This window comes from Staphylococcus nepalensis (assembly GCF_014635045.1).
Lineage (GTDB): Bacteria > Bacillota > Bacilli > Staphylococcales > Staphylococcaceae > Staphylococcus > Staphylococcus nepalensis.
The window spans coordinates 274,731-288,229 of record NZ_BMCF01000003.1; the positions used below are offsets into that span (position 1 = coordinate 274,731).

Below are 13,499 nucleotides of genomic sequence, written 5' to 3' on the forward strand. Positions count from 1 at the left end.
AAATAAAAAATAAGGCGTATTTGTATAAATCGAATAAAAGTAAAGCATATTATTGTTAGAATTGTGAATGATAAGTGTAATGTAAACGCTTATAATTGTATATGAAATGAAAAAGGAGTTGAATTACATGGACATCCGATCTTCTTTTGAGGCTCTAGACAAAAAATTTACTGCGTTTGGCGGTTTGACTGGTGGCGGGATTACACGCTTACTTTATTCTAAAGAATGGTCAAATGCGGTTCACGCATTAAAAGAAACATTAGAAAAAGATGGATTTGAAACACAGTTCGATAGTGTCGGTAACTTAAAAGGACGTATTGAAGGTAGCAAATATCCTGAAGAAACAATTATGTCTGGTTCACATATTGACACAGTAGTTGAAGGTGGCCATTTAGATGGTCAATTCGGTGTGCTAGCAGCAGTTGTTGCTATGCAGTCATTGAAAGCAGAATATGGACAACCATTACGTTCATTAGAAATACTAGCGTTAGCTGAAGAGGAAGGCAGCCGTTTCCCATACGCTTTCTGGGGAAGTAAAAACTTCTTCAACTTAGCTGATAAAGCTGACGTAGACGCAATTGCTGATGGCGAAGGTGTCGCTTTCAAAGATGCGATGCGTGAATCTGGTTTTGATTATCGTACAGAAGATAATGATTATAACTATATTAAATCATTTATCGAAGTCCACATCGAACAAGGTAAAGTCTTAGAAAATGAAAAAAAATCAATTGGTGTCGTTAATGGTATCGTTGGTCAAAAACGTTATACAGTTAACTTAAAAGGTGAAGCAAACCATGCTGGTACTACACCGATGGGCTTGAGACAAGATGCAGTGGTGGCATTTAGTAAAATTGCTAACCAATTAACAGATCGTGCAAGAGAAATAGGTGACCCATTAGTTATTACATTTGGTCGCGTAGATCCAGTACCTAATACGGTTAACGTAGTGCCAGGAGAGGTCACTTTTTCAATCGATTGTCGTCACATTAACCAAGATGAACTCAATCAGTTTGCTGAAGAAATTGATACATGTATCAAACATGTATCTGAAGAAGAAGGCGTTCAATATGACATCGACTTATGGATGGATGAAGCACCAACGCTTATGGATGAAAGATTAGTTAATGAAATACAAAAAGCTGCTGAAACAGTAGTTGGTGAATCAGAGTGGAAATTAATGTCTTCTGGTGCTGGGCACGATTCTCAAATTTTCGCTAAATATATACCAACTTCAATGTTGTTCGTACCATCAATTAATGGTGTGAGTCACAACGTTGAAGAAGAAACGAATGTTGAAGATTTAGTTAAAGGTATTGAAGTGTTAAAACAAGTATTATATCAACTTGCTTATCAAGCATAATATTTGGGAATAAGCAACTAGAACAACATCATTGAGCTATATAAATAAACATGGTTCAACAAACTTTTTATAGATAAAAGCACAAAAATTTTTAATACAGATAAAGAAAAGGAGCATTTTATTTATGGGTTATATCAATCATAATCAAGGTTATAGAGAAGGTTTATTAGAAACACGTTCAGTAATTAAAAAGGACAATTATGCAGTTATTACACCAGACGGTTTAGTAAATAACGTAGTACCTGGTTTTGAAGATTGCGACGTAACTATTTTAGGTTCACCAAGATTGGGTGCGCGCTTCGTAGATTACCTAGTAACATTAAAAAATCAAGGTGGTAACAGACAAGGATTTGGTGGTGACGGCGTTCAAACATTTATTTATGTTGAATATGGAAATATCAATGCATATGCAGACGATAAAAAATATGAACTAAGTGCAGGTGGTTATTTATACGTACCATCTCATCAAGTTATGACATTTGAAAACAGCAACCAAAACAACGACAGCCGTGTATTCTTATACAAAAAACGTTATCAACCATTAGAAGGTTATACACCAGAAGTTGTAACAGGTAACGTCAATGATATGGTTCAAGAACCATATGAAGGTATGGAAGAAGTGAAGATTCTTGATTTACTACCAAAAGAATTAGCATATGACATGAATATTCATATCTTATCATTTAAACCAGGTGCTTCACACGGCTACATCGAAACACACGTTCAAGAACATGGTGCTTACGTATTAAGTGGACGTGGCATGTACAACTTAGATAACGAATGGCAACCAGTTGATAAAGGTGATTACATCTTTATGGGCGCTTATGCACCACAAGCAACTTATGCTATTGGTTTAGACGAACCATTCGCTTACATCTATTCCAAAGATGCAAATAGAGATATAGAAATTTAAGGAAGGTTGTTAGTCATGGAAGAGGAAGCATTAGTATACGTCGAACGTGGTAAACTGCGCCAATTATTCAAAGAGAAACTAACACGTGCAGGTTTGCCTGACGCGCAAGCTGAAAAAACAGCGGACTTGATGATTTTTGCGGATGAAAGAGGCATTCATTCACATGGTTCCGTCCGAATGCAATATTATGCAGAACGTATTGCGAAAAAAGGTTATAACTTGGACCCAGATTTAAAATTCACTAAAACTGGTCCATCAGCAGGCACATATTTCGGCGATAATGCTGTAGGTCACTATGTTGCTTATGAAGCTATGGAAGAAGCCATTGGATTAGCAAAATCCAGCGGGATAGGTATGGTAGGTATCCAAGAAATGGGGCACAGTGGCGCAATCGGCTATTTTGCAGAACAAGCTGCAAAACAAGGTATGGTTGCATTAACTGTATGTCAGTCTGATCCAATGGTTGTGCCCTTTGGTGGTACAGAACCATATTTCGGTACGAATCCAATTGCTTTCGCCTCACCAAGAAAAAATGGCGAACCCATATTGTTTGATATGGCAACAACAGTGCAAGCATGGGGTAAAATATTAGATGCACGATCTAAACATAAATCAATACCGAATACCTGGGCAGTAGACAAACAAGGCGAGCCTACAACAGATCCATTCGAAGTAGCTGCGTTGTTACCTGTAGCTGGACCAAAAGGTTATGGTTTGATGATGATGGTAGATATCCTAGCAGGCACTTTACTAGGATTGCCATTTGGTAAGCATGTCACTTCAATGTATGAAGATTTAAGCCAATATCGTAGATTAGGACAATTTCATATCGTGATTAACCCAGCATATTTTGGTGACGAAACACAGTTTTTAACACAAGTTTCTGACATGGTAGATGAATTGCATGACATTGAACCTGCTAAAGGTTTTAATCAAGTATATTATCCAGGTGAGATTCAAGAAGAAGTTAAAAAACGTTATGCAGAGAGTGGCATTCCAGTTGCCCAAGACATTTATGATTATTTAATATCTGATGAGATATATTAGATAGGAATAAAAGAAGTGAACGAGATAATTTAATGTAATAAATGGTAACTTACGACATTTAGCATGGTGCGTCTTTAGTAACTTCTTTTTTTACTGCTTGAAAACACTTTGTTTATTAAAAAAATACACAATTTTTGTAATAAGGAGGTTGAAATATGCGCGTTTCTAAAAATGATTTATTCGATTTAATGAAAAATAAATTGGTTAAAGCGGGCTTAAATGAAGATGCTGCAAAAGATGTTGCAGATGTTTTAACTTTTGCAGATCACAGAGGTATTCACTCTCATGGTGCTGTTAGGGTGGAATATTATGCAGAACGTATCGCAAAAGGTGGTATTACTGCTAACCCGAACTACCAATTTGAACAAACTGGTCCTTCTACTGGTGTATTTGAAGGAGATAACGGTCCTGGACACCAAGCAGCAAAAGAGGCCATGGAGAAAGCGATAGAAATGGCTAAAGAAAACGGTGTAGCAGTTGTAGGTGTTAAACATATTTCACATAGTGGTGCGTTAGGTTATTTCGTTGAAATGGCATCTAATGCAAATATGGTTGGTTTAAGTATGTGTCAATCGGATCCAATGGTTGTACCGTTTGGTGGCACAGAACCTTATTTTGGTACGAACCCAATTGCATTTAGTGCACCATCTAACGATGATCGTATCATTACTTTTGATATGGCTACAACAGTTCAAGCGTGGGGCAAAGTGCTTGATGCTAGAGCCAAACACCAATCTATCCCAGATACATGGGCAGTTGATGCTAATGGTGAGCCAACAACAAACGCAAGAGACGTTCATGCGCTTGTACCGGTCGCTGGACCAAAAGGTTATGGTTTAATGATGATGGTGGATATCTTATCAGGTAGTTTACTTGGCGTACCACACGGTGTGCACGTTTCATCAATGTATAAAGATCTAACTAAAGGCCGTGACTTAGGACAGTTACACATCGTAATCAATCCTGCATTCTTTACAGATTTAGATCAATTTAAATCACGTATTTCAACAATGTTAGATGAGCTTAAAGCACAACCAGCAGCAGAAGGTTATGGAGAAATATTCTATCCTGGTGAGCGTGGTCGCTTACGTAGTGAGAAATATGATGAAACAGGCATTGAAATTGTGGATGAAATTTACGATTACTTAGTGTCAGAAGATGTGCACTTTGATCGTTACCACGGAAAAAACAGATTTGCAGAATAATAACGGAGGAATAGTATGTTATATACAATAATTAAAGAAAACACGTACCAAGATTCGATTGTACTAATGTTATTATCGAATAAATTATCTGCTATTGATGGCGTGAACCAAGTATCAATTATGATGGGAACGCCTGCGAATAAAGACATTTTTAGATCTTCAGGATTTGATACTGAAGCATTAGATAATGCTAAACCAAATGATATCGTTGTCATTGTAGATACAGATGATGAATCAAAAGTAGACGAAGTAAATGAACAAGTAGATGCTGAGCTAAAAGGCAAAGGCGACGACGAAGATAAATCTCAAAAACAAGATGAAGCTTCAAACTGGAACCGCGCTTTAGAATTAGCAAATAATCCAAACTTAGCATTAATTTCAATCCCAGGACAATACGCTGCAATGGAAGCTGAAACTGCTTTAAAAAACAATTTAAACGTATTTATGTTTAGTGATAATGTCGCTAAAGAAGACGAAGTACGCTTAAAACAAATGGCGCATGATAAAGGGTTATTAGTTATGGGACCTGACTGTGGTACAGGTATTATCCACAGTTTACCACTTGCATTCACTAACATCGTTAATGAAGGAGATATCGGCGTTATCGGTGCTTCTGGTACAGGTATTCAAGAAGTAACAACCATCATTGACCGTGAAGGTAAAGGTGTTACAAATGCAATTGGTACAGGTGGCCGTGACTTATCAACAGAAGTCGGCGCTATTACAATGCTAGATAGTATTAAAGCGTTAAATGCTGACCCTAAAGTTAAAGTCATTACTGTTATTTCTAAGCCGCCAGCTAAAGAAGTTGAAGAAAAAGTATTAAATATGTTACGTAACATTGAAAAACCAGTGGTTACATTATTCTTAGGTGCTAAACCAGCATTTACTGAAGAAAATATTTATCACGCTTATACACTAGAAGAAGCAGCACGTGTATCTGTTCAATTATCTAATGATGAAACGCCTCAATTTAATCCATCATTTAAAGCAGACCTTGATATTACGTTTGCTGATAACCAAGATGGTATTAAAGGTTACTACTCAGGTGGCACGTTAGCATCAGAAGCTGCTATGTTAGTCAAAGATACATTAGGAGATAATTCAGGCGCAGAAACACCAGAAGGATTCTCTTATAAAGGTGGAAATCATGAAATCATTGACTTAGGTGATGATATTTATACGCAAGGTAGACCACACCCAATGATCGATCCTTCAAAACGTATTGAAATGTTAGAAACTTCATCAGATGACCCATCCACTGCTGTCATTATGTTAGATAACGTGATTGGTTACGGTAGTCATGATGATATGGCAAACGAACTTGCGCCTACAATCAAAGCGATTTTAGATAAAGTAAACGCTGAGGGCCGTTCATTGGCGATACTTACTACAGTTGTAGGTACACAACATGATCATCAAGGTTATGATAGTCAAGTTAACACGTTAAAAGAAGCTGGCGCAATTGTTTGTGAAACAAACGACCAAATGGTTCGTACTGCACTTAATTTAGTAGGCAGCAGTGTTGAACAACCAATGTTAGAAACAAAATCATTTGAATCAGAACCAGTTGATTTAACTGTGGATGAAAAAATAATGAATTTAATCAACATGAAACCAAGCGTTATTAATATTGGACTGAAGAGCTTTACTGAAGCAATCCAAGCAAGCGATGCACCAGTCGTTCAATTTAATTGGCGCCCAATTGCTGGTGGGGATGAAAAATTAATGAAAGTACTTCAATTCTTAAACAATTATGAAGGAGAGACGGTATAAAATGGGTTACAAAACAATAGATGAAGCTAACCAAGCAGTCATTGACAAGATGATTGCAGCAGCGCCATTTTTAGTAGATGTAGTGCCTGCTAAATCTAAAATTCCTGAACTCAAAGAAAATGTATTATTACATGCTGGTCCACCAATTAAATATGAAAATATGACGGACCCAATGCAAGGTTCTTGTGTAGGTGCCATCCTTTTCGAAGGATGGGCTGACAATGAACAAGGTGCACGTAAGTTATTAGAAGAAGGACAGATTACTTTTATCCCATGCCACCATGTAAATACAGTTGGCCCAATGGGTGGTATTACTTCTGCTAATATGCCTGTACTTGTTGTTGAAAATAGAGAAACAGGTAATGAAGCGTATTGCCAAATGAACGAAGGTATTGGAGCGGTATTACGTTTTGGTGCTTACAATGAAACTGTAATCAATCGTCTTCACTGGATGAAAGATGTTTTAGGCCCAGTTTTAAGTAAAGCATTACACAAAATGGATGACGGTTTAAACGTAAACGTATTAATTGCTAAAGCTATTGCAATGGGTGATGAATTCCACCAACGTAATATTGCAGCTTCATTAGCATTCTTAAAAGAAGTGACGCCAATTATCTCGTCATTAGAAGATGTAGCAGCAGAAAAACGTACAGAAGTACTCCAATTCTTAGCAGATACAGACCAATTCTTCTTAAACGTAGCAATGGCTACAGGTAAAGCGATGATGGATGCAGCGCGTACAATCGAACATGGTACGGTTGTTACTGCTATGTGTCGTAACGGGGAAAACTTTGGTATTCGTATCGCTGGTATGGGTGACGAATGGTTCACTGCGCCAGTAAACACGCCTCACGGATTATTCTTTACAGGTTATTCTGCCGAAGATGCAAACACTGATATTGGTGACTCTGCAATTACTGAAACAATCGGTGTTGGTGGTATGGCAATGATCGCTGCGCCAGCAGTAACTCGCTTTGTTGGTACTGGTGGCTTTGACGACGCTTTAGACATCAGTAACGAAATGACTGAAATTTGCATCGGTGAAAACCCTAACTTTGCAATCCCTACATGGAATTTTAGAGGGGCATGTTTAGGCATTGATGCCCGTAAAGTTGTGGAAACAGGTATCACACCGGTTATTAATACAGGTATCGCTCATAAAATTGCTGGATATGGACAAATTGGTGCAGGTACAGTTCACCCACCAATTGAATGTTTTGAAAAAGCAATTACTGCATACGCAGAGAAATTAGGCTTTAAAGCGTGATTTTTCGCGCAACTGCTATAGGCGATATTGCCAAGGAAATATTAGAAAATCGAAAGACATTTTATGTGCACAGTATTTTTAAAAAAGGCTTCAATATTGTAAATGATGCGCAAGAGCTTATATTTATAGGTACTGATGAAAACGGTATGTTTCCATTCGGTATATTAGTGGACCAACAAACGAAACATAGTTTGCTTAATGAAATTAAATTAAACCAACAACTCACAATAGGTCCTAACACGATTCATATAAGTAAAACATGCCAACTCGTTTGGCATGTTGCATCATTGCCATTTAAAGACCTCGTTGACAGTGTAAACACTGATAACCTTAAAGCAAATTTATCGACATATGATTTTACGATGTATGATGATGGTGACTTTGACCGCCAAACAATGAGCCGAATCATGTACGCATTAGAATATGAAGATGTTGAAACTATAGAACAATATTACCGCTATCTAATTGGTAGAGGAGAGGGATTAACGCCTTCTGGTGATGACATCCTAACTGGTATGTTGTTTATTCATTTTACCAATCCGTATATTAGAAAACCAAATTTAGAAAAATTAAAACAACTACTTAACGAATCATTAACGACGCTAGTAGGAGAAACTTTTTTAAAATGTGCACAAAAAGGATTATTCAGTTCAAAAATATCAAAGTTACAACATGAACCGTCACTGGAAAACATTGATCGACTGCTAAAAGTAGGCTCGTCATCAGGAAGAGACACAGTTTATGGCATGTTCGTAGCATTAACTTGAAGGAGTGAAACGTATGAGTAAGCGTGTTGTACTTGCTCTAGGTGGTAACGCAATTTTACAACCTAAACAAGAAGCGTCATACGAAAATCAATATAACAATGTGTATGCTGCTACACGTAAAATGGCAGAATTGAAAAAAATTGGACATAATGTTGTCATTACACATGGTAATGGGCCACAAGTTGGCAATATTATCGCTCAAAATGAAGCGGCAAAAGACATTGTCGACCCGCTTCCAATCAACGCTTGTAATGCTGAATCACAAGGTTTTATTGGTTATATGATGGAAGAAGCATTAAAAAACCATTTACATGCATTAGACATTCAAAGTGATGTTGTAACATTATTGACAATGGTAGAAGTAGATAAAGACGATAAAGCATTTGAAAATCCAACTAAACCTATCGGCGTATTCTTTGACGAAGTTGAAGCAAAACGTTTAGAAGAAGTGCATGGTTTTGTAATGGTAGAAGATGCTGGTAGAGGATACCGTCGTGTTGTTCCATCGCCAGAACCACTTGTAATCCACGGTGTAAACCAAATTAAAGCACTCATTGACCAAGCTATCGTTATTTCATCTGGTGGCGGTGGTATACCAGTTTACCATGATGAAGAAGGAAGCATTCAAGGCGTTGAAGCGGTTATCGATAAAGACCGTTCTGGTTTGAAACTTGCGCAACAAGTTGATGCAGATACATTCATGATGTTAACTGATGTATCAAATGTTTGTGTGAACTTTGGTAAACCAAATGAAGAAAAATTAGAAACAATTTCAGTAGATGAAGCGAAAGCTTATGTCGCTGAAGGGCAATTCCCTGCAGGAAGTATGCTACCTAAGATTGAAGCTGCAATTCAATTTGCTGAAATGGGCAAAGAAGCGATTATTTGTTCATTAGATGATGCAATTGAAGCGTTGGAAGGTAAAGCAGGTACACGTATTTTATTAAATGCAAATCAATAATTGATTAGCTAATTATAAAACTGATACATGCGAATCGTTCAAATGATCTTCATTTGATCGGTTCGTTGTATTATTATATTAAAAGATTTTGAAGAAAGGTGGTATAAGATGACTGAACCCTATCGTATACATAGAATTAAAGAAAATTGGGGCGTAATTTTAGCAATCGTATTTATCGCTTCTACATTACGTGCGCCACTCACATCAGTAGGGCCTGTAGTTGATGAGATTAAGCATGTAATGGAAATTAATAACAGTGTTGCTGGCATCTTAACTACTATACCGCTAATTATTTTTGCTGTTGTTTCTCCATTAGTATCGCGAGTAACAGCACGCTTAACCATGTCTCGTACAATCCTTTATTCTACGATATTATTAATCATTGGATTATATTTACGTGTAGCGGGTGATTTCACGTTATTCATTATTGGTACATTGGTTTTAGGTATTGCTATTGCATTTGGTAATGTGGTATTACCAAGTTATGTAAAATGGTACTTCCCAATGCAAATTGGAGTCGCTACAGGTATTTACAGTGGGACAATGAATTTTACGGCTGGGTTAGGCGGTGGATTAAGTTTCCCACTATCTCAGTCACCACTTGGCTTTAGATTATCATTATCGTTTTGGATTATTCTTGCGATTATTGCAATTATCTTATGGATACCAAAAGCACGAAGTGGTGCTAAATTAGAAAAACAAACCATTGACGAAACACAATGGAAACAGCACAAAAAGATAAATATCGCTAAATCTAAATTAGCTTGGATGGTTGCTTTAACGATGGGGTTCCAATCTATGGTATTTTATACTGTTGTTGCATGGGTGCCATCTATACTTGTCGATAGAGGACTCGATCCATCGACAGCTGGGTATTTATTAATGCTCAACCAATTCTCACAAGTACCTATGACATTCACGTTTCCAATCATAGCATCTAAATTGAAAGACCAACGTATTTTAGTTGTGATTATTACTATTTTATTCTTGGTTGGTTTTGGCTTGTTCTTTACGCAATCATTAGTATTACTTATTATTGGTATTATTATTGCAGGTTTAGCTATGGGCGCATGCTTCAGTTTATGTATGACGTTCTTTTCTATACGTGCGCGAACAAGTGATGGAAGTATCTCTTTATCAGGATTTGGTCAATCAGTGGGTTATTTAATTGCTGCAGTAGGGCCATTCTTAATCGGATATTTACATGATTTTACAGGAAGTTGGGTGTCAGGCATTATTGCGCTGCTGTTAATGGCAGTACTATTCTTTATCTTTGGTTACCCAGCAGCTAAAAATAGAGTTGTAGAAGATGAATAATCAAATTAAGAACGAAATTGAAATATAACGATATAAGATAAAGGTACAACCCCATTCATACGAGCATGAGGTTGTATCTTTTATTTATGCTGAAACTTATAAGTTAAATCTGTGTTTAAACTTCATTGCTGTCATAATAATTAACTAAAGTTTTAATAGCATCTGCTATATTTAAATGTTTGATATTCTCTTGTGAAAGCAGGTAAGCTGCAAAAGCAGATAGAAATGTTAAAATATTTTGTTTTTGTACGGCATATCCCATGATACCAATTCTCCAAATCTTACCTTGTAAATCGCCAAATGATCCTGCAATTTCTATGCCGTAATTTTTTAATAATCCATTTCTGAATGGAGCATCCTCTACACCTTCTGGAATATTTACACATATAACCATTTTCATTTCATTAGATTCATCGCCATAAATTTCTAAACCTAAAGCTTTTAGCGCTGCTTTTAATCCTTCTTGATGGAATGCGTGGCGTTGTGCGCGTGCTTCAATACCTTCTGACAATGCTAATTTCAAACCAGTATACAGTGCGTATATAGAAGTTGTGGACTCAGTATGGTGGTTTAGACGTTTCGGGCTCCAATAATCTTGTAATTGTGTTAAATCTAAGTAATTGCTTCGGATAAAGTGGTCTTGCTCTGTTGTTTCAGTAGAACGTATGCCAAGTTCTACACGTTTGCGTTCATTAATAGCATCGCTGAATCTATCATTAAAGGTAATCGGGGTGATACCTGAAGGGATAGATAAACATTTTTGTGCGCCGCCAATAACAGCATCTAATTCCCAGTCGTCTACAGGAATAACCATGCCTTGATAGGTTGCGACAGCATCTACAACGGAATATATGCCTCTTTCTTTACATGCACGACCAATTTGGTCAATAGGCTGTAATCTACCGGTAGATGTTTCACCATGTACGATAGCAAGCACTTTGGGCTTATATTGGTCTAAGGCTTCAATGATTTCCGATTGATCAAAGACTTCACCCATTGGTTTGTGTATATTATGTACTTTGCCGCCTGCGCGTGTAACGAGTTCAGTAAATAAATAACCGAAGCGTCCAATTACAGGTACTAAGACTTCATCACCAGGTTTAACGATACTTGAAATCACAGCTTCTAAACCAGCTCGACTTGTACCATCAATTGGAAATGACCATTGGTTTTTAGTTAAAAATGATTTACGGATTAGTTCCATCGTTTGATTCATAATGTCTACAAACTCATAGTCAAATTGACCTAAAATAGAATTTGACATTACTTGTGAAACACGGGGGTCTACGCTTACTGGACCTGGTGTCATAATTAATCGTTTGTTGATTTTCAAATCATCCATATTTATTACCTCATTTTCTATAAATTACGTCATTATATATTATACTGTATTAGAAGTATAATATATTCGTCAAAATTGATAATTATTTAACAATAATTTGTCAGAATATTACAAAAATAATATTTGGATTATCTGCTTTTATTTAAAACGGGCTTTATGATGATATTGAGTATTGAACTATTTTTGTAATTTTAAAAACTTTATGAATGATTGAAAAACAATAAATAAAATTGTACACTATAAAAGCATGTCCTTGGCATGCAAAACAAACTATGGGTTTCTGTGAGCATGTTCTCGGGCATGTTTCCAGACTTCCTCATAGATGCAAGCTACTTTCTTTTAGAGAGTGGCTTGTATTTTTGTTTGAAAATACATAAAAACCGAACCGTTTGATAAGATGGATAATTACGAAATCATTTTATTTAATCTAGTAAATCTATTGCTTTGTATAGTGAAACTATTTCTATTACAATTATAATAATTTTAAAAGTTGGAGTGACAATTGATGATAAACGTTAAAGAACCTAATTCAATTTATTTGGAGGATACATCTTCTGAGCATGCAGTATTATTATTACATTCCTTTACGGGTACTGTAAGAGACGTAAAGTTGTTGGCTACAAAATTAAATAAAGCCGGCTTTACATGTTATGTGCCTTCTTATAAGGGACATGGACTGATGCTTGAATCATTAATGGCATATGATGCGACTGATTGGTGGCAAGATGCGCTAGATGGTTATCATTTTTTACAAGAAAAAGGTTATTCAAATATCAGCGTCTGCGGTATATCTTTAGGTGGCATACTATCTCTAAAATTGGCGGAAGAAAAAAAGATTGACTCAATTGTAGTGATGTCTACGCCATTTAGTAAAGACGACGCTGGCCTCATTGGTAGACTTGAATATTATGGTACGCGCATGGGCAATTTGGTTGGTTTATCTCATGAAGCAATCCAACAACAAATTGAAAAAATAGATGATTACGCACAGGGATTAGACAAATTTAAAGCATTAGTAGATCAAGCCATGGCAAATTTAAATGATATATCAGCACCTATTGCTATAAAATATGGGGAACAAGATGAAGATGCTTACGAAACAAGCGCGAATTATATTTATAGGCAAATCGCACATAAAGATAAAGAAATTCAAGGTTATGCTACATGTAAACATTTAATGACATACGGCGAAGGCCATCTTGAAGTAGAACAAGATATTATCGCCTTTTTTGAAGACTATACTTAAAGAAATTGCTAAGGCATTGTAAAAAGCCAGTACGAATCCACACACCCATATGATATAGGATATCGGCGGTAGATGAGTAGAATGAAAATGACAGTCTCACTTTTAAGCGCTACTTCTAAAGTACTACTTCCTCATTTATGAAGACTAGTAGCACTTATGCATGAGGTTAGCTCATGCAATCTTATGAATATCCTTATAAAGAAATTGTGTCATAAACCCGTTTCTGCTTGAATAGGGATACTGATCATAGATGGCTAGGATGAAAATATTTTGTATTCTTTTTTCTAGCCATTTTCGG

At 36.5% G+C, this 13,499-nt stretch carries 11 protein-coding genes; 10 read left to right on the plus strand and 1 reads right to left on the minus strand.

Annotation, left to right across the window (positions count from 1 at the left end; translation table 11 throughout):
• The first annotated feature begins 127 nt into the window (after positions 1 to 127).
• From allC to IEU88_RS06940, 9 genes are all read left to right on the plus strand, one after another.
• Positions 128 to 1,360: an allantoate deiminase gene (allC, locus tag IEU88_RS06900; protein WP_096811011.1), complete on the plus strand. Its 1,233-nt coding sequence runs from the start codon at positions 128 to 130 to the stop codon at positions 1,358 to 1,360.
• 124 nt (positions 1,361 to 1,484) lie between these two features.
• Positions 1,485 to 2,273: a (S)-ureidoglycine aminohydrolase gene (gene allE, locus IEU88_RS06905; RefSeq protein WP_103372530.1), complete on the plus strand. Its 789-nt coding sequence runs from the start codon at positions 1,485 to 1,487 to the stop codon at positions 2,271 to 2,273.
• A 15-nt stretch (positions 2,274 to 2,288) separates the two neighbouring features.
• A complete protein-coding gene (gene allD / locus IEU88_RS06910; RefSeq protein WP_103372531.1) occupies positions 2,289 to 3,320 on the plus strand; it encodes an ureidoglycolate dehydrogenase in 1,032 nt (343 codons plus the stop codon).
• A 155-nt stretch (positions 3,321 to 3,475) separates the two neighbouring features.
• A complete protein-coding gene (allD, locus tag IEU88_RS06915) occupies positions 3,476 to 4,525 on the plus strand; it encodes an ureidoglycolate dehydrogenase (protein WP_096811008.1) in 1,050 nt (349 codons plus the stop codon).
• A 15-nt stretch (positions 4,526 to 4,540) separates the two neighbouring features.
• Entirely contained in the window at positions 4,541 to 6,301 is a 1,761-nt protein-coding gene (locus tag IEU88_RS06920; RefSeq protein WP_103373366.1) for an acyl-CoA synthetase FdrA, read from the plus strand.
• Between the two features lies 1 nt (position 6,302).
• Positions 6,303 to 7,568, plus strand: coding sequence for a YlbE family protein (locus tag IEU88_RS06925; RefSeq protein WP_096811006.1), 1,266 nt, complete (start codon positions 6,303 to 6,305; stop codon positions 7,566 to 7,568).
• Positions 7,565 to 8,335: an oxamate carbamoyltransferase subunit AllH family protein gene (locus tag IEU88_RS06930; RefSeq protein ID WP_096811005.1), complete on the plus strand. Its 771-nt coding sequence runs from the start codon at positions 7,565 to 7,567 to the stop codon at positions 8,333 to 8,335. The genes IEU88_RS06925 and IEU88_RS06930 overlap by 4 nt, the downstream gene beginning before the upstream one ends.
• A gap of 13 nt (positions 8,336 to 8,348) precedes the next feature.
• The gene (arcC, locus tag IEU88_RS06935; protein WP_103373365.1) at positions 8,349 to 9,296 is read left to right on the plus strand and encodes a carbamate kinase; all 948 of its coding nucleotides are present in this window, start codon (positions 8,349 to 8,351) and stop codon (positions 9,294 to 9,296) included.
• Between the two features lie 108 nt (positions 9,297 to 9,404).
• A complete protein-coding gene (locus IEU88_RS06940; RefSeq protein ID WP_103373364.1) occupies positions 9,405 to 10,613 on the plus strand; it encodes a CynX/NimT family MFS transporter in 1,209 nt (402 codons plus the stop codon).
• Between the two features lie 115 nt (positions 10,614 to 10,728).
• On the opposite strand, the gene IEU88_RS06945 is transcribed toward IEU88_RS06940, so the two are convergent.
• Entirely contained in the window at positions 10,729 to 11,955 is a 1,227-nt protein-coding gene (locus tag IEU88_RS06945) for a pyridoxal-phosphate-dependent aminotransferase family protein (protein WP_103373363.1), read from the minus strand.
• 505 nt (positions 11,956 to 12,460) lie between these two features.
• Here IEU88_RS06945 and IEU88_RS06950 point away from each other — a divergent pair.
• Positions 12,461 to 13,201 (plus strand): alpha/beta hydrolase, encoded by a 741-nt coding sequence (locus IEU88_RS06950; RefSeq protein WP_103373018.1) that lies wholly within the window; start codon positions 12,461 to 12,463, stop codon positions 13,199 to 13,201.
• Positions 13,202 to 13,499 lie beyond the last annotated feature (298 nt).